This is a genomic window from Nocardioides sp. (genome assembly GCF_964228225.1).
GTDB lineage: Bacteria > Actinomycetota > Actinomycetes > Propionibacteriales > Nocardioidaceae > Nocardioides.
In genome coordinates, this window is the sequence record NZ_CAXQZB010000042.1 from 36,228 (window position 1) to 53,413 (window position 17,186).

11 protein-coding genes, 1 other RNA gene and 1 pseudogene are annotated in these 17,186 nt (G+C 74.1%); 4 read left to right on the plus strand and 9 right to left on the minus strand.

Features of this window, described 5'->3' with window-relative positions:
• Positions 1 to 6 precede the first annotated feature (6 nt).
• From ACERUJ_RS09290 to ACERUJ_RS09300, 3 genes are read right to left on the minus strand one after another with little or no spacing between them, the layout of a single operon-like run.
• Positions 7 to 1,035 (minus strand): hypothetical protein, encoded by a 1,029-nt coding sequence (locus tag ACERUJ_RS09290; protein ID WP_370248237.1) that lies wholly within the window; start codon positions 1,033 to 1,035, stop codon positions 7 to 9.
• Positions 1,032 to 2,066 (minus strand): hypothetical protein, encoded by a 1,035-nt coding sequence (locus tag ACERUJ_RS09295; protein WP_370248238.1) that lies wholly within the window; start codon positions 2,064 to 2,066, stop codon positions 1,032 to 1,034. Before ACERUJ_RS09295 ends, ACERUJ_RS09290 begins: the two co-directional genes overlap by 4 nt.
• Positions 2,063 to 3,292 (minus strand): AAA family ATPase, encoded by a 1,230-nt coding sequence (locus tag ACERUJ_RS09300; RefSeq protein ID WP_370248239.1) that lies wholly within the window; start codon positions 3,290 to 3,292, stop codon positions 2,063 to 2,065. The genes ACERUJ_RS09295 and ACERUJ_RS09300 overlap by 4 nt, the downstream gene beginning before the upstream one ends.
• An 87-nt stretch (positions 3,293 to 3,379) precedes the next feature.
• Here ACERUJ_RS09300 and ACERUJ_RS09305 point away from each other — a divergent pair, with 87 nt between their 5' ends.
• The 3 genes from ACERUJ_RS09305 (at position 3,380) to ACERUJ_RS09315 (ending at position 7,742) form a co-directional block, all read left to right on the plus strand.
• On the plus strand, positions 3,380 to 4,210 hold the full coding sequence (locus ACERUJ_RS09305; RefSeq protein ID WP_370248240.1) for a 3,4-dioxygenase subunit beta: 831 nt from the start codon (positions 3,380 to 3,382) through the stop codon (positions 4,208 to 4,210).
• 96 nt (positions 4,211 to 4,306) lie between these two features.
• On the plus strand, positions 4,307 to 5,968 hold the full coding sequence (locus ACERUJ_RS09310) for a sulfatase (RefSeq protein WP_370248241.1): 1,662 nt from the start codon (positions 4,307 to 4,309) through the stop codon (positions 5,966 to 5,968).
• Between the two features lie 58 nt (positions 5,969 to 6,026).
• On the plus strand, positions 6,027 to 7,742 hold the full coding sequence (locus ACERUJ_RS09315) for a TerD family protein (RefSeq protein WP_370248242.1): 1,716 nt from the start codon (positions 6,027 to 6,029) through the stop codon (positions 7,740 to 7,742).
• Positions 7,743 to 7,815: 73 nt separating this feature from the next.
• Here ACERUJ_RS09315 and ACERUJ_RS09320 read toward each other — a convergent pair whose 3' ends face one another.
• The 3 genes and pseudogenes from ACERUJ_RS09320 to ACERUJ_RS09330 form a co-directional block, all read right to left on the minus strand.
• Positions 7,816 to 9,096 carry an HNH endonuclease signature motif containing protein gene (locus tag ACERUJ_RS09320; protein WP_370248243.1) on the minus strand — a complete coding sequence of 427 codons (1,281 nt, stop codon included), beginning with the start codon at positions 9,094 to 9,096 and terminating at the stop codon, positions 7,816 to 7,818.
• Positions 9,097 to 9,781: 685 nt separating this feature from the next.
• Positions 9,782 to 10,144: RNase P RNA component class A (gene rnpB / locus ACERUJ_RS09325), an RNA gene on the minus strand.
• Positions 10,145 to 10,248: 104 nt separating this feature from the next.
• Positions 10,249 to 11,406 (minus strand): annotated as a pseudogene (locus ACERUJ_RS09330) (YibE/F family protein); the annotation flags it as partial.
• A 53-nt stretch (positions 11,407 to 11,459) separates the two neighbouring features.
• On the opposite strand from ACERUJ_RS09330, the gene ACERUJ_RS09335 reads away from it, so the two are divergent.
• A complete protein-coding gene (locus tag ACERUJ_RS09335; protein WP_370248244.1) occupies positions 11,460 to 13,730 on the plus strand; it encodes an FG-GAP repeat domain-containing protein in 2,271 nt (756 codons plus the stop codon).
• Here ACERUJ_RS09335 and ACERUJ_RS09340 read toward each other — a convergent pair.
• From ACERUJ_RS09340 to ACERUJ_RS09350, 3 genes are read right to left on the minus strand one after another with little or no spacing between them, the layout of a single operon-like run.
• Entirely contained in the window at positions 13,717 to 14,559 is an 843-nt protein-coding gene (locus ACERUJ_RS09340; RefSeq protein ID WP_370248245.1) for a transglutaminase N-terminal domain-containing protein, read from the minus strand. The two genes, ACERUJ_RS09335 and ACERUJ_RS09340, sit on opposite strands and share 14 nt — an antisense overlap.
• Entirely contained in the window at positions 14,556 to 15,497 is a 942-nt protein-coding gene (locus ACERUJ_RS09345; RefSeq protein ID WP_370248246.1) for an alpha-E domain-containing protein, read from the minus strand. The genes ACERUJ_RS09340 and ACERUJ_RS09345 overlap by 4 nt, the downstream gene beginning before the upstream one ends.
• Positions 15,491 to 17,092, minus strand: a complete 1,602-nt coding sequence (locus tag ACERUJ_RS09350) for a circularly permuted type 2 ATP-grasp protein (protein WP_370248247.1) — start codon at positions 17,090 to 17,092, stop codon at positions 15,491 to 15,493. Before ACERUJ_RS09350 ends, ACERUJ_RS09345 begins: the two co-directional genes overlap by 7 nt.
• Positions 17,093 to 17,186 lie beyond the last annotated feature (94 nt).

Sequence of the window (17,186 nt, forward strand, 5' to 3'; positions counted from 1 at the left end):
GTGGCGTCAGCCGCCGCGTCGCTCCCGCCACCAGATCACCCAGCTGACGAGGACGCCGATCCGGTAGAGCGGTGAGACGGCGACGACGAGGTCGGTCCCGGCGGCCGGGGCGAAGCAGACCGCGAGCGCGCCCACCGTGAGCATCAGCGCCAGCCCGAGGATCAGCAGGACCGCGCCGTCGCGTCGCATCACCTCGCTGAGGCCTCGGCGGGGGCCGGCGTCGAGCGCCCGCCACAGGCCGGCCCCGAGCCCGCCGAGCACGACCAGCAGCACGACACCGAGCGTGATGCTGCCCGCTGTCGCCTCGCGCGGATCGCGTCCGTCGGTAAGCAGGTAGGCGCTGCCGAGGGACGCCAGCCCGACCAGCCATGCGACCCACATCAGCCGGCGGAGGGCGCCCACGAGGTTCTCGTAGGCCGATGCCTCGTGCGGGTCCAGCGCCAGTGCCGACCACAGGCCGTTCAGCAACCGGGCGACCCGCCAGGGGTGCGTGATCGCCAGCAGCTCTCGTGCCTTGGCGTTCTCGGGGGCCAGTGCCAGCGCGCGATGGAAGGACCGCGCCGCGCGGCGGCGTCGGTGCGCCCGCAGGTGGGTCAGGCCCTCCACCACGTGGACCTCGGCGTCGTCCGGGGCGAGTCGTACCGCCTCCGCGGCGGCCCGGCGTGCCACGGCCCGGTCGCGGCGGCGGAGGGCGACCAGCGCGAGGGTCGCGTGCTCGACCGGGTCGTGGGGGTCCAGGGAGACCGCGCGCGAGGCTGCGGCCTGGGCGTCGCGGTGGCGCGCGAGGCTGCTCAACGCCAGGGCGCGGTACCGGTGGCCGAGGGCCACGTGGGGTGCGATCCCGAGCGCCGCGTCGGCGGCGGCGAGGGTCCGCGGAGCGTCGTCGACCCCGAGGTGCCGACGTGCGGAGGCCAGCAGGAGGTCGACGTCCTGGGGATCCCTGGCCAGGGCGACCGCCAGCGCGTCGTCCACCTCCGGCCACCGCTCGACGTCGATCAGGCGATGGATGCGGTCCAGGTCGTGCTCGCCGCTCATCGGCGCCCGCGTTCCACGGCGGTCCAGACCGCCAGCCCGACGGCCAGCAGGCCGAGGACCGGGCCGAGCACGCCCATCACCAGCACCCCGGGGCCGGGGGAGACCCCGACGACGCCGGTGGTGAGCACGAGGCCGACGGCGAGCACCACGAGGGCGAGCAGGCGGCCGGGGCGGCGCACGCGGCGCGCGAGGTAGGTGCGTGCCACCGGCTCCAGGGTGTGCCGGAACACCGCGGCGCCGATCAGGGCGGCGGCGAGGACGACGAGGGCGAGGAGCCGGGAGGTGCCGGTCGCGGTGGGGTCCTCGCTGGCGGCGTCCACGGCGTCGGCGGCCAGCACCAGGCCGAGGAAGCCCGCCCCGGCCACGCGCCAGCAGAACCGCTCCAGCACGCCGTCGAGGTTGCGACGGGCGTACTCGGAGTCGGGGTCGAGGGCCAGGGTCTGGGTCATGCCGAGCGCCACCCGGGCCAGGCCGCCGTCCTCGAGGAGGGTGAGGTTGTTCAGGGCCGCCGCGTGCTCGGGATCCAGGGCGAGCGTGCGCCGGTAGGCCTCGAGGGCGACCGCGCGCTGCTGCTGCGACTCCGCCACCACCCCGAGCAGGAAGTGGCTGTCGGGCTCCGCGGGCTCCAGTTCGATCGCGCGACAGGCCGCGGCCCAGCCGTCCTGCAGTCGGCCGCGGGCCCCGAGCGCGGCGCGCGCCACGCTGCGGTGGGTCGACGCGTCGAGCGGGTCCAGGCGCACCGACTCCACCGCGGCCGCGAAGGCCTCCTCGTGCCGGTCGAGCACGCCGAGCGCGATCGCGCGCAGCTGGTGCGCCACCGGCTCGCCGGGGGCGGCACTCACCAGCGCGTCGGCGGCGTCGAGCGCGCCCGCGGCGTCGTCGGCGAGCAGGCGCTGGCGCGCCAGCAGCTGCAGCAGGCGGGGCGAACCGGGCTGCTGTGCGAGGGCGGCGGCCAGCATCTCCCCGGCCCGTTCGACCCGCCCGGTGTCGAGCATCGCCTCGATGAGGGCGGGGTCCTCGGGGCCGGTCACCGGCGACGCCGGGTGCGCAGCTGGGCGGCGAGCTCGTCCCAGCTGCCGTCGCCGTTGGCGAACAGCGCGACGTTGCGCGCCGTCTCCATCCACGGTCCGACCGAGGGCCGGATCTCGGTGAGTGCCCCCTCGAGGTCGTGCTGGCTGATCAGTCGCACCTCGCCGGTCTCCACCGAGTCCATCAGCGCCCGCTCGGCGGCGGTCTCGCAGGCGTGGGCGATGTCGGCGCCGGTGAGCCCGTCGCTGCGCGCCGCGAGCCGCGCGACGTCGATCCCGCCGATCGGGCGGTCCTGCAGGTGCAGCCGCCAGATGGCCTCCCGGGCGGGCTGGTCCGGGGGCATCACGAGCACGGTGCGGTCCAGCCGGCCCGGCCGACGCAGCGCGGGGTCGACGTCCCAGGGCTGGTTGGTGGCGGCGAGCACGAAGACGCCGTCGTTGGCCTCGGCGACCCCGGAGAGCTCGACGAGCAGCTGGTTGAGGGTGGTCCTCATCCAGTCCTGGTGCGACTTGCTGCGCTTGAGCCCGATGGCGTCGACCTCGTCGAGGAACAGCACGCAGGGCGCGTTGGCGCGAGCGGTCTCGAAGATCTCGTGCACGTTCTGCTCGCTGCGCCCGATGAAGGAGTCGAGGATGTCGGCGATCGTGACGGTGAGGAACCGGGCACCGAGCTCGCCGGCCAGGGCGCGGGCGAGGTAGGTCTTGCCGCAGCCGGGCGGGCCGTAGAGCAGCAGGCCGCCGCGCAGCGACTTGCGGTAGGCCGTGCGCAGGGCCTCGTGGCGCAGCGGGGCGAGGAACGCGGCGTTGAGCCGCTTCTTCACCTCCTCCATGCCGCCGACGTCGGCGAGGGTGAGGCCCGCTGCCTCCACCCCGAACCGGCCGGGGCCGGGCGCGGCCTCGGCGCGGACGCGGCCGTCGTCGTCGGAGGTGACGAACGGCGGAGGGACGCCGAGGTCGGCGGCCGCACGGTCCCAGTCGAACCCGGACTCCGGCGGGGGCTCCGGGGCCGGCTCGGGGGCCGGCGTGCTCGGTGCGAGCGCGCGGGCCATGAGGTCGCGGGCGGTGGCGGAGGTCGGGTCGCGACGCAGCACCTCGGCCGCATGGGGCACCGCCTCCGCGGCGCGCCCGGCGTCGAGGAGCAGGCCGGCCAGGTGGGTGCGCAGGGCGAGGTCGTCGGGGCTGGCGGCCACGGCGCGTTCGAGGCTGGCGATGAGGTCCGAGGGCTCCACGAGCACAGCCTAGGTGTGCCGACCCCTCACAGGGTCCACACAGCGGGTCCGGAGCGGGCGGCAAGGTCGGCCCGGCAGGCTCCCGCCATGACCCACGACGACGACCCCTTCGACCAGGGCCTGGCCCACGACCTTGACACGCTGCGGCACCAGCAGGTGCGGCACCGGCGCGCGGTGCTCGGGCTGCTGGGTGCCGGCGGCCTCGGCCTCGGCGCGGGGGTGCTCGGCCTCGCCGGCGCCCGCGGTGGCGCCCTCGGCCCCGCCGGTGCGGCGGCCGCGGCGGCCACCTGCGGCGACCCGATCCCGTCCGAGACCGCCGGGCCCTACCCCGGCGACGGCTCCAACGGTCCCGACGTGCTGCTGCTCGACGGCGTGACGCGGCGCGACATCCGGCGCAGCATCGGCGGGGCCTCCGGCGTCGCGGCCGGGGTGCCGTTCTGGTTCGGCATGCAGCTGATCGACGCCGACACCTGCCGGCCGCTGCGCGGTCACGCCGTCTACGCCTGGCACTGCGACCGCAACGGCGACTACTCGATGTACTCCTCGGGGCTGGAGGAGGAGAACTACCTGCGCGGGGTGCAGGTGAGCAACCGCCGGGGCAAGCTCGTCTTCCGCTCGATCTTCCCGGGCTGGTACTCCGGACGTTGGCCCCACGTGCACTTCGAGGTCTACCGCAACCGGGCCACCGCCCTGCGCAGCGGCACGATCCTGCACACCTCCCAGCTGGCGATCCCGCGGCGTCCCTGCGCGCAGGTGTACCAGAACGCCGCGGGCTACGAGGACAGCTGGACCAACCTCAACCGCATCTCGCTCTCCAGCGACATGGTCTTCGGTGACGACGGCGGCGTCGACCAGCTCGCCACCGTCACCGGCAACGTCACCGACGGCTACCGGGCCGCCCTCACCGTGCGGATCTGACAGCAGGGCGTGTGGCGCGGATCACGGGGGAGGGGCGTGACTCCTCGGGGTTTTGTCTAGTTAGTTGAGCGATAAAACCAAGACAGGAGCCATTGCATGACGACGTCCTCCCCGCGCCGCATCCCGTTCCTCCACCGTCCGCCCGCGCCTCGGCCCCGCGGTGTCCGCGTCGGCCTCGCCGCCCTCACGTCCCTCGCCTCGCTCGCCGGTGTGGTCGTCGTGACCACGTCCAGTGCCGAAGGTGTGCCGGTGACCGTCACCGCACTGCGCGCCGACCCGGCCCCCCGACCGTCGGCGGCCGAGCGCTCCCCGGATGCCCCGAACATCGTCACGGTGATGCTCGACGACGTCGATGTCGCCTCGGTGGAGTTCATGCCCACCGTCCAGCGGCTCCGGCGTCAGGGCGCCACCTTCGACCGACACACCGCCTCCTACTCCCTGTGCTGCCCCTCGCGATCGACCTACCTCACCGGCCAGTACGCCCACAACCACGGCATCCGCGGGAACTTCCCGCCCTACGGTGGCTACGCGAACCTCAACACCGCCGAGACCCTCCCGGTGTGGTTGGAGAAGGCGGGCTACGCCACGGCCCACATCGGCAAGTACCTCAACGGCTACAACGCCCTGGCGGAGCTGCGTCGTCAGGGCATCCCGCCGGGGTGGACCGAGTGGTACGGCTCGCTGGACCCCTTCACCTACAACTTCTACAACTACGTCCTCAACGTCAACGGCCGTCGCACGGTCTTCGGCCGCGGGGCGCAGAACTACCAGACCGACGTCTACACCGACTTCGCGCTCGACTTCATCGATCGCCGTGCGCCCAAGGACGCGCCGTTCTTCCTCGACGTCTCCTACCTCGCCGCCCACTTCGAGGCCCGCCCGGGGACGACGCTCAACGAGGCCGGTGACTTCGAGGGCAGCGTCGACAACGAGCCCACCCTCGGCGTCCCCCCAGTGCCCGCTCCCCGGCACCGGGGGATGTTCGCCGGCGCGACGGTGCCGCGCGTGCCCTCGTACAACGAGGCCGATGTGTCCGACAAGCCGGCCGACATCGTCGCCAAGCCGCGGATGACCGCCGCACAGCGCGACTACGTCGACCACTGGTACCAGCGCCGGCTCGAGAGCCTGCAGTCCGCCGACGAGGGCATCGCGGCCATCGTCAAGCGGCTCAAGAAGCTGGGGGAGTGGGACGACACCTACCTGATCATCACCAGTGACAACGGCTACCAGATGGGCGAGCACCGCATCTGGTTGAACAAGGTCGACCACTACGAGCCCTCCACGCGGCTGCCGCTGGTGATCCTCGGTCCCGGTGTCGAGCGTGGCGGCACGGTGCGCGACTGGACCTCCAACGTCGACATCCACGCCACGATCCTCGACCTCGCCGAGGCGCGTCGCCCGGGGGCGACGTTCCCCCTCGACGGCGTCTCGCTGGTCCCCTACCTGCGCGACACCGACAGGAAGCGTGGCCGCGTCGTCGTGCACGAGGCCTACAACACCTTCGGCGCCGAGCCCGACCCCACGTGGCAGGGCGTGCGCGTCGGACGATGGAAGTGGATCTCCTACCGCGACGGCACGCGCGAGCTCTACGACGTGCTGGGCGACCCGTACGAGCTGGAGAACCTGGCGCAGGACCCCGCCTACGCGCGGGTGCGGGCGCGGCTGGACAGGGTGCTCGACATCGCCGGCGACTGCGCAGGGCGGGCGTGCGTGATCACGGGGTTCGGTGACGACTGGGGCTCGCGCCTCGTGCGCTGATCGCCGTGGCTCGGGGGCATCGGTTACGGTCGGGCCCCCGAGCCGCCGAGGAGCACGTGTGACCCGACCCATGGCGTTCGTCGATGTGGAGACGACCGGCCTCAACACCTGCGCCGACCGGATCGTCAGCGTGTCCGTCCGCGCGGTCGACGAGCAGGGTCGGACCGAGGCCGTGCTCGACTCGATGGTCGACCCGGGACGCTCGCCCGGGGCCACCCACATCCACAGGCTGACGGCGGAGATGCTCGCCGGTGCCCCCCGCTTCGAGGACCTCGCGCCCCAGGTCGAGGAGCTGCTGGAGGGCCGGATCCTGGTGGCCCACCACGCCCGTTTCGATCACGCGATGCTGCACGCCGAGTGCCGCCGGGCCGCTCGAGAGCTCCCGACCACCCACCGCCTCTGCACCGTCGCGTTCGCCCGGCGTCTCGACCTCGACGTGCCCGACCACCGCCTCGCGACGCTGGCCGCCTACTGGGGGATCGACCAGCTCGCCCCCCACACCTCGCGCGACGACGTCGACGTCCTTCACCGGGTGTACCTGCACAGTGCGGACGTCGCGTTGCGGCTCGGCGTCGAGGCGCCGGTGACGCCGTGCGACGGCCGCGGTGCGGTCGTGTATCCCGCCCGTGTGCCGCGGGTGCCGAGCCCGTACCTCAATCCGCCCGCCTGGAGCGTCGAGGAGCCGTTGGTCCAGGGCCTGAAGGTCGTGATCACCGGGGAGACCCGGATGCCGCGGACCAGTCTGGCGGCGCGACTCGCCGAGTACGGGTTGGATGTCATGAACAGCCTCTCCGGGCAGACCCGGCTGCTCGTCTGCAACGACCCCACCACGGCGACCGTCAAGGCGCGGTCGGCGAGGGCCACCGGTCTGGCCGTCCTCCACGAGGACGACGTCCTGGCCCGGTTGTCCGAGGTGCGGCCGGGCGTGCTGCGCGCTCAAGCGCCGACGGGCACGACCGCGCCGCGTCGTCCCGCCCCGGCCCGACCGTGGGCGGGGCGTGGCGTCCTGGTGCTCGGTGGATCGGCGCCCCAGGCGGCGGAGGCGCGGGAACGGATCGCGGTGCTCGGTGGTCGGGCACTGGTGAACCTGGGGGCGCGCACCACCCATGCGCTCGTGCTGGACGGCGGTGAGTCCGACCGGCGGTTCGCTCTCGTGCGGGAGCGCGGCGTCCCCCTGCTGTCGCTCGGCGATCTCGATCCCGCCGCGCCGGTCCCCGAGGCGCCCGCCGAGACCCCGGCCGTGCCCGAGCTCGGTCGTGGTCACGTGCTCGATGTCCCCGCGGGACTCGACCGGCTCAGCATCTGCGCCCTCTGGCCCGACGCGGCGCTCGAACCGGGGGAGGAGGTCGACGTCCTCGCCCTCCGGCTCGACGTGTCGGATCGGGCGATCGGCGACGCCGACGTCGTCTTCTACAACCAGCCCTCCACCCCGGACGGCGAGGTCCGCCTGGTCGTGGACGGTGACCGCGAGCAGGGTGTCGAACTCGACCTCGCGGCGTTGGCCCCCGAGGTCGCCCGGGTCCGACTCGTCGCGGCGATCGACGGCGCCTCGGCCTTCGGCGCGGTCGGACCGCTGCGGGTGGTGGTCCGTGACGGCGACTCCGGCGTCGAGATCGCGGCCACGACCCTGGACGCGGCGACCACCGAGCGGACGCTGATGCTCGTGGACGTCTACCGACGAGGTGACACCTGGCGACTGCGTGCGGTCGGCCAGGGCTTCGACCACGACCTCGCCGCCCTGCTGCGCGATCACGGGATTGACGTCACCGACTGAGTGAGGCGGGCAGCACGACGGGGCGGCACCCGGGTGGGTGCCGCCTGTCGGTGCTGCTGGGCCGGAGTTCGGGTCAGTCGAGTGGGGTGGTGCCGGTGGGTCCGCGGAGGTAGCGGCTGCCGGAGGGGAGGGTCCACAGGTACGACGTGCCGTCGTCTGTGGTGATGGGTTCGTAGGTCCAGCCGGCGTGGGTCTTCAACCGGTGGTGCCGTCTGCAGAGAGCGGCGAGGTTCGCGGTCGACGTCGGTCCGCCGCGGGGTGGGGGGGCGTGGTCGAAGGGTTGGATGTGGTCGAGGTCGGCGCCGCGTGCTGAGTGCGTGCAGTAGGGGGCGACGCAGGTCCCGTCCCGCAGGATCACGGCCTCGCGGATCATCGGGGTGGCTTCGTAGGCGTCGGTGTGACGGACGGTGCCGGTGTCGAGGACCGGTCGGACGACGACCTTGGTGCCTGCCACGCCGCACCAGGTGCGGATCTGGTCCAGAGTGACGGGGATGCGGGTGTTCTCCAGCCGCCCGATGCCGACACCGGCCTCGAGGGCGGCCTGGGACAGGTGGACGTAGAGGGTGAGGTCCCTGCGGTTCCTGGGCTCCCGGTCCTCGTCGCTCGGGGCGCCGAAGTCGAGGGTGAGCTGTTTGCGGCCGAGCTCCCCGAGCGCCATGGAGCGGCGGACCTCCAACGAGTCCTCGCTGCCGACGGCCTTGAGGTCGGCCGCGATCTCACCCAACGCGCGGTCGAGGTCGAGCGCGTCGGCGGCGTCGAGGGTGGCGTACATCTCGACCGTGCCGTCGGCACCGGTGGTCGTGGTGCCGATGAGGACCCTGCGCCCGTCGGCAGCCGCCTTGGCCTGTGCGGCGGCGAGTTCGGGGTCGTGGGCGGCGATGGCGGCGGCGACGGTGCGGTCGAGCTGGGCGAAGGAGCACGAGTGGGCGTAGGCGGCGAGCCTGCGGTCGACGTACTCGGCGACGGCGGCGTTGCGGCAGTAGGTGCGGTCCGCGATGAGCCGGGCTCGCCACACCGACACCTCCCCGGCCAGGACCCGGACCCACAAGCGCGGGAGGCGCGTCGCGCACTCCTTCGCCGCGGACAGGTACCCCAGCCCGGAGGCGTAGGTGCGGCCGGTGGCGCAGGCGAACTCGGCGACCGCGGACTCATCGATCCCCGCGACCTCCTCGATCGTCTCGGGCTCCTCATCGGCCCGGGTCCACACCACGATCGGGTGCGCCACCGCGTAGGTCGCGGCGCCGATGAAGAACCGCCGTTCGGCCGCTTCGGCGTCCCCGGCCAGCTCCGTCAACCCGGTCAGGGTGCGCGCGTCAGAGACCGTGGACGCGGTGTCGGCCGTGGCGGTGGGCATGGTCTGATTCTACTCGAACACATGTTCGAACAGCAATGCGATTCCACAGGTCAGCGCGGGTTTTCGGGCCGGGTTCCCGGCCCGCGTCCGCCCTGCGCCGACAGGCGACGGCACGTCCCACGGCCCTCGTCGCCGGCGCCTTTCGTCACGGCGAGCCACCGGCAGGGGACGGCACCGCCAGAGGTGGTCTGTCGGGTGCGGGCGCCTCGTGACGCTCGCCGGGGCTCGCTCCTCGACGACCGAGCCGTGCCCCACGGCCCCCGACCCGCACCCGACCGGCGGCATCAGGCCCCGCCGGCCTGGCGTCGCCAGCGCCTTTCGTGACGGCGAGCAACCACCAGCAGACGGCGCTGCCACGAACGGCCCGTGGTGGGTCACCGTCTTTCCGTCGCCACCAGCGGAATGTGCAGACAGTGCCGTGGACCCGCCGGCCGGCGCCTGCACATTCCGCTGGTGACGACGCCCGCGCCCGCCACCGGCGCTCTGTCGGGTGCGGGCGCCTCGTGACGCTCGCTGGGGCTCGCTCCTCGACGACCGTGCCGTGCCCGCGACGCAGACCCCTCACCCGACCGGCGGCCCCGGACGCCCACGGGCCCCTTCGTCACCGGCGCAGTTCGTCACGGCGAGCAGCCACCAGCAGACGGCACCGTGACGAACCGCCCGCCGTGGATGGCGAGAGGTGGTGCGGACGGGTCGGCTTGTAGGCCGGGTTCTGTCGGGGGCGACCATCCATCTAGGACCACCGTTGCCGATGGCCTCCAGCGACCTACCCGTGCACTCGGGCGAGCAGCCCTCGGGCGTGCACTGTTCGGTCTTGCTCCGGGTGGGGTTTACCGAGCCGCACCGGTCGCCCGGTGCGCTGGTGGTCTCTTACACCACCGTTTCACCCTTACCCCCCGCCTTCCTCGAGAGGAGAGACGGGTGGCGGTCTGTTCTCTGTGGCACTGTCCCGCGGGTCACCCCGGGTGGGCGTTACCCACCACCCTGCTCTTCGGAGCCCGGACCTTCCTCGGGGGCACCAGGCCCACGCGGTCGCCCGGCCGGCCCGTCCGCGTCGCTCACCCTAGCGTGTGCGGCGCGCGGCAGGGTGGCGGTGGCGATCGCGGTGGTGAGCGGCACGGCGAGCACGAGCCCGATGCTCGTGGTGAGGGTGCGCACGATCTCCTGGCCGATCTCCTCGGTGGCGAGCAGGTCGAGGAAGGGGCGGTCGTAGAGCGAGAGCACGAGCAGGATCGTGAGCGCAGTGCCGGCATAGGCGAACACGATCGTGTAGATCGTGGAGGCGATGTGGTCGCGCCCGATCCTCATGCCGGAGGCGAACACCTGACGCCGCGACAGTCCGGGCGCCGCCCCCCGGATCTCCCACACCGCCGAGGCCTGGGTGATGGTGACGTCGTTGAGCACCCCGAGGCCGGCGATCAGCACCGCACAGGTGAACAGGCCCTGGAAGGACAGCTCGGGGGCGAAGGTGCCGAGCAGGCGGCTGCCCTCGTCGGCCACGCCGGTGACCCGCGCGCCGCGCACGCTCCACAGGCCGAGCAGCGCGGTGACCCCGATCCCCGCGAGCGTGCCGGCCAGGGCCGCGCTGGTGCGCAGCGAGAACCCGTGGGTGGTGTAGAGGACGACGTACATGATCACCGCCGCCCCGACGGCCCCGACCAGCAGCGGCTCCTCGCCCGCGAGCAGCGCCGGCAGCACGAACCAGCCGAGCACGACGGCCGCGAAGGCCAGACCGCACAGGGCGAAGAACCCGCGCCAGCGGGCCACCGCGAGCACGACGACGACGAAGAGCACGCCCAGCAGCAGCACCGGGCTCTCGCGCACCGTGCCGAAGTAGTTGACCCCGGCGGGGTTGCCGTCGGTGCCGGGGGTGCGGATCAGCTTCACCGGGTCGCCGGGCTCCAGCCCCGAGCGCAGCACCTCGGGCGGGACGATGACGGTGAGGATGCGCCCGTCGTCCAGCCCCTCGGTCACGCGCACCCGCAGTCCGCCGCAGTCGGTGGCGGTGGCCGACTCGGCGACGGTGGCACAGGTCGGCTGCACCTCCAGCACCTCGCCCTTCGGGAACGTCACCCCGGGGGCGGCGAACTGCACCTGGGTGCTCAGCTCGTCGACCCGGGAGCGGTCCGGCCACAGCGAGACCGCGCCGAGCACGACGCCGCCGAGCACGGCCGCCAGCACGCCCAGCAGCAGCACCCGCGCCAGCGGGCGCACGGCGACGTCGGGAGCCGGCCCGTGTCCATGCCCGTGTCCGTGCCCGTGCAGGGCGGGGTCGGTGCGGGAGCGTCGATGGGAGTGCGAACCGGCCACCGGACCGATCCTTCCACGACCGGGTGCCGGGATCGGTGTGCGACACTTCCGGCGTGCCTCGCCTGCTCCCCTCGGGCGGTCTCGTCACGGCCCTCCTCCTGGCCGCGACGGCCCTGAGTCCGGCCCTGAGTCCGGCTCCCGTCCCGGTGCGCTCGTCGACGGCGCCGGAGGTGACCGGGGTCCGCACCGTGCGTGCCACCAGCGGCGCGCCCGCCCCGCAGCGCGACGTGCCGGCCGTGGTCGTCGGCGGCCGCGCGATCGCCCGTACCGCCGCCGGCTCCGGCGACCCCGACGTCGCGTTCGCCGTGCTGCCCGCCGTGGCGGGGCGGGCGGTGTGGGGCGACTGGTCGGGACGCGGCGTGGCGGAGCTGGCGCGGTTCCGTCAGGGCCGCTGGGTGCTGCCGGGGTCGAACGCCGCACCGCCGGCCGTCGCGCGCACCCTGCGCTTCGGCGCCCGCGGGGACGTGCCGCTCGCCGGCGACTGGAACGGCGACGGTCGCACCGACCTCGCGGTGAGCGCCGGCGGTGGCGTGTGGCGCCTGGCCCTCAACCGAGCGGGGGAGCGGCGTCCCGGCGTGTGGCGCACCGTGCGACTCGGCGCACCGGCGGAGGCCGTGGTGGTCGGCGACTGGGACGGCACCGGCCGCGACCGCTTCGGCGTCGCCGGGCCGCGACGTTGGCGGCTCTACCGCGACGCCGGTGCCACCGAGGTCGGCTGGCGCCCCGTGCTCGGCCGTGGGACCGGGACCGCGGTGGCGGGTGACTGGGACGGCGACGGACACGACGGGATCGGCGTCGTCACCGGCGGGCTCTGGACGCTGCGCGACGACGCCGGCACGCGCCCCCAGGTGCGCCTGCGCCCGGGCCTGCCCCGGACCGCCGCCCCGTTGCCGTGGTCGACGGTCGCCGGCCCGGCCGGCGACCGGTGCCCGACCATGCGCGCCGGGCTCGTGATGCCCACCGGCGCGGTCGGGGCGCCGTCGGTGCCGGCCGAGGCCTGGACCGCCGCCCCCGACGACGTCGCCACGGCCATGCGGGCCGCGGCCCGCTACGCCCTCACCACCGGCTTCACCGACCCGTGGGGCGCCCAGACCGGCCGCACCTACCTCGACGTCCGCGGCCGTGCGCGGCTGGCGGAGTACGCGGTGCGCTTCCCGGCGATGTCGGCGCTCACGATCGCGGTCGCCCTGGCCTCGCCCGAGGACGGGTTGCTGCCGGCCGGGACCACCCGCGCCGCCGCCCTCGCGCGCCTGGACCTGCTGCTGCGCTCCACCGCCTGCCAGCACCGGGCGATCACCCCGGGCGGCTGGGGCGGGGCGTTCCAGGCCGAGCACTGGGCGAGCCTGCTCGCCATCGCGGCCTGGCTGGTGTGGGACGACCTCTCGGCCCCGGCCCGCGACTACGTGCGCCTCGTCGTCACCGCGGAGTCGCAGCGGCTGCGTGCGTTGCCCGACGAGTACTGGCGCGACCGCTCCGGCGTCGTCGTGCCCGGTCGGGCGGGCAACAGTGCGGCCGAGGAGGTCGCCTGGCAGGTGCCGCTGCTCGAGATGGCGGCACGGTTCGCCGGCCCGACCACGACGGCGGGGCGGGTGTACCGGCGGCTCGCCGCGCAGCGGGCGGTCGTCGCCTACGCCGTGCCCGCCGACCTCGCCGACCCCACCCCGGTGAACGGGGTCGCGCTGCGCGACCGGGTGGCGGGCAGCAACGTGCTGCCCTCGGGTCTGGTGGTCAACCACGGCCGGGTGCAGCCCGACTACGCCGGCAACATCCAGCACCTGTGGTGGGCCGCCGACCTCGCCGTCCTCGGCGGCGATGCGGTGCCGGAGGCCTACCTCGCCCACGCCGATCTCGTCTACGCGACCTTCACCGACCTCGAGTTCGAGCCCGGCACGCCCTCGGCGGCGGACGCCGGGCGTCGCTACCTGCGCCCCGGGGGCACGGTGTACCGCTTCCGCACCGCGCGTCCCGGTGACCTCTACTTCCCCGACGGCGGCGACAACGGCTCCCAGCGTCGCGCGCCGTTCCTCTCGATCGACGCCCACGCCGAGGTGTGGTCGCTCGACGGCGACGCCGCCTGGCCCGCCGCGCAGGCCCGCGCGGCCCACGCCGCCGACCAGGTCGCCCTCATCGCGGCCTCCGGTGCCCGGGACGGGCGCACCTACGCCCTCGACCCGGCCGTCGCGGCTACCCAGGACCGCTACCCCGGGCGCGAGGAGTACGCCGGCCAGCAGGTGGCGATGGCCTACCTCGTCGCGCGGCTGCGCGAGGTCGTGGCCGCCACCCCGATCAGCGACGCGCCCCTCCCGCTGCTCACAGCGCCGTGATCTCCACCGCGACCTCGAGGGCGGAGGTGCGGGCGCCGGCATAGATGCCCGAGAGCGGCTTGACGTCGTGGTAGTCGCGGCCGTGGGCCACCTCCACGTACCGGTCGTCGACGGGGCGGCCCTCGCCGGGGTCGAACCCCCGCCAGCCGTCGTCCCACCACTCGACCCACGCGTGCGGCTGGGAGGCCACGCTCGCGCCGAGCTCGGGATCGGTGTCGGGATGGGCGTACCCGGACACGTAGCGCGCCGGGATCCCGACGGCCCGCAGGCCGCCGATCACCAGGTGCGCGACGTCCTGGCACACCCCGGCCCGCTGCTGCCACGCCGTGGCGGCGGTGCCGTCGACGGCGGTGGCGCCGGGCACGTACTCGACCTCCTCCACGACGAAGGAGCACAGGTCGCGCGCCGCCTCGCCGGGCAGCGCGTGGTCGGCGGCGATCTGCTGGGCGCGCTGCACGAAGTCCGCCGGCGGCGCCACGGTGGGCGGGAGCACCAGGTACTCGGTCCAGCGGTCGGCCACCGCGACCGTGCGCAGCTCCTCCCAGGACGCGCGCGCCTCGATCTCCCCGACGCGGGTGACCTGCACGGTGGAGGTGGCGGCCACCGTCATCGTGTCGTGGGGGTCGAGCAGCTCGAACGCCGTCACCTGGGTGCCGAAGTAGTCGCGGTACTCGAAGGTCCACGGCTTCGGGCTGATCTCCAGGCGCGAGTGCACCACGATCTGCTCGGTGGTGGTGGCCGGGGTCAGCCGGGCCTGGTTGTACGACGTCGCGGCGGGGCCGCCGTAGCGGTAAATGCTGTGGTGCACCACGCGCAGCTGTCGGGTCATGAGGCGCCCACTCCACTCCACTCGCGTGCCTCGGCGCCGGCGAAGAAGCGCCGCGTCACCGCCTCCGTGGCCGAGGCGCACGTGCGCTGCAGCCGTTCCATCTCGTGCGGCAGGTCGGCCAGCACGTCGCTCAGCGAGCGGTACTCCAGCTCGGCGCGCGTGCGGCCGAGCAGCCGCTGCGCCTCGTTCTGGAACCCGGCGCGCTGCCCGGAGGCCTCCAGCTCGACCAGGCACTGCTCGGCCCGGTTGAGGGAGAAGACCACCGAGCGCGGGAAGAGCCGGTCGAGCAGCAGGAACTCCGCGGCCGCGCGCTCGGTCTCCTGGCCCCGGTAGGTGCGCAGGAACGCCTCGTAGGCGCCGCACGCGCGCAGCGTGGTGGTCCACTGGTCGCCGGCGTCGGAGGTGCCGGCGCCCAGGGCGGCGGTGGCGACCAGCCGCGAGGTCATGTCGGCCCGCTCGACGCAGCGCCCGAGCATGAGGAAGTGCCAGCCCTCGTCGCGGGTCATCGTGGCGTCGGCGGTGCCGTTGATCAACGCCGCGCGCTCGCGGACCCAGCTGAACACGGCCGGCGGACGACGGTGGCGGAAGGTGCCGCCCGCGATGTCGCGGTAGGTGGTGTTGATGACCTCCCACAGCGGCACCGAGAGGGTCTCCCGGGCCCGCCGCGCGCTCTCGCGGGCCGCCGCGATCGCCGCGGCGACCGACTCGGGGGAGTCCAGGTCGTAGGCCAGGGCGTCGAGCACGTAGGCGAGGTCGACGCCCTCGGGCGCTTCCTCGATGCCCATGATCGAGAGCAGGCCCCGGCAGGTCTCGTCCACGTCCAGCGTGGCGTCCTCGAGCAGCAGCTGGGTCTGGACGTCGAGGATGCGGGCGGTGTCCTCGGCGCGCTCGACGTAGCGCCCGATCCAGAACATCGACTCCGCGATCCGGCTCAGCACGAGCCCACCCCCTGCTGCTGCTGCTCGGCCTGGTCGCGGAGCAGGTGGTGCTCCTGGGGCACCGGTCGCGAGGGGACCGGGACCACCGTGGGCACGACCGGTGGGGGCGGTGGTTCGGCGGTGGCCGTGGGCCGCTCGGCGGGCTCGGGCACGACCGGGGTGGAGGGCCCCGCCAGCACCCAGGTGTCCTTGGAACCGCCGCCGCGCGAGGAGTTCACGATCAGCTCGCCCTCGGCGAGCGCCCCGCGGGTGAGGCCGCCGGGCAGCACCCACACCCGGTCGCCGTCGTTGACCGCGAAGGGCCGCAGGTCCACGTGGCGCGGGCCCAGGGCGCCGTCGACGAAGGTCGGCACGGTGGAGAGCTGCACGACCGGCTGGGCGATCCAGGCCCGCGGGTCCTCCAGCACCTTGCCGCGCAGCTCGTCGAGCTCGGCACGGGTGGCGCGCGGACCGATCACGATGCCCTTGCCGCCCGAGCCGTCCACCGGCTTGAGCACGAGCTCGTCGAGCCGGTCGAGCACCTCCTCGCGCGCGGCGGCGTCGCCCAGCCGCCAGGTGTCGACGTTGGGCAGCACCGGCTCCTCGCGCAGGTAGTACCGGATGATGTCGGGCAGGTAGGTGTAGACCAGCTTGTCGTCGGCCACCCCGTTGCCCACGGCGTTGGCCAGGGTCACGTTGCCGGCCCGGGCGGCGTCGATGATGCCGGGGCAGCCGAGCATCGAGTCGGCCCGGAAGTGCACCGGGTCGAGGAACTCGTCGTCGATGCGGCGGTAGATCACGTGCACCGGGGCGAGGCCCTGGGTGGTGCGCATCATCACGCGCCCGCGCCGGCACTCCAGGTCGCGGCCCTCCACCAGCTCCACGCCCATCGTGCGGGCCAGCAGCGCGTGCTCGAAGTAGGCGCCGTTGTAGACGCCCGGGGTCAGCACGACCACGGTGGGGTCCGTGACGCCGGCGGGTGCCGCGGCGCGCAGCGCGGCCAGCAGCCGCTGGGGGTAGCCCGCCACGGGGCGGATGCGGTGCTGGGCGATGGTCTCGGGCAGCGCCGAGGAGATCGCCCGACGGTTGGTGATGACGTAGGAGACCCCCGAGGGCACCCGGACGTTGTCCTCCAGCACCCGGAAGTCACCGTTGTTGTCGCGCACGAGGTCGATGCCGGAGACGTGCACGCGTACGCCGTTGGCGGGGCGCACCGTCGCGCTGGCGCGGTGGTAGTGGCTGGAGGTCGTGATGACGCGCCGCGGGATGACGCCGTCGTCGAAGATCTCCCCGGGACCGTAGACGTCGGCGAGGAACCGCTCCAGGGCCGCGACCCGCTGCTGCACCCCGGCGTCGATGCGGGACCAGGTGTCCATCTCGATGACCCGCGGCAGGATGTCGAGCGGGAAGGCCCGCTCCTCACCGCCGATGTCGAAGGTGACGCCCTGGTCGAGGTAGGCGGCCTGCAGCGCCTCCACCCGAGCGACCAGGTCGGGGGTGCTCATCTCCCGCAGGGACTCCCGCAGGCGTTGGTAGGGCGGGCGCAGCTCGTCGCCGTCGAACATCTCGTCGAAGGCGGGGCCGGCGCTGCGATACCCCTCGAACATCGCGGTCATGGGTCGAGGCTAGTGACGGCGTGAAACGGCGATGTTTCGCCCGTGTATCGCGGGGGCCCGGTCGACCGCGGTGCGGTGGCCCTAGGGTCGTGCC

Excerpts from the sequence above, each read along its gene's own strand:
- ACERUJ_RS09340 (WP_370248245.1), bottom strand. The coding sequence starts at position 14,559 with ATGACCCGACAGCTGCGCGTGGTGCACCACAGCATTTACCGCTACGGC.
- ACERUJ_RS09320 (WP_370248243.1), bottom strand. The coding sequence starts at position 9,096 with ATGCCCACCGCCACGGCCGACACCGCGTCCACGGTCTCTGACGCGCGC.
- ACERUJ_RS09350 (WP_370248247.1), bottom strand. The coding sequence starts at position 17,092 with ATGACCGCGATGTTCGAGGGGTATCGCAGCGCCGGCCCCGCCTTCGAC.
- ACERUJ_RS09310 (WP_370248241.1), top strand. The coding sequence starts at position 4,307 with ATGACGACGTCCTCCCCGCGCCGCATCCCGTTCCTCCACCGTCCGCCC.
- ACERUJ_RS09290 (WP_370248237.1), bottom strand. The coding sequence starts at position 1,035 with ATGAGCGGCGAGCACGACCTGGACCGCATCCATCGCCTGATCGACGTC.
- ACERUJ_RS09305 (WP_370248240.1), top strand. The coding sequence starts at position 3,380 with ATGACCCACGACGACGACCCCTTCGACCAGGGCCTGGCCCACGACCTT.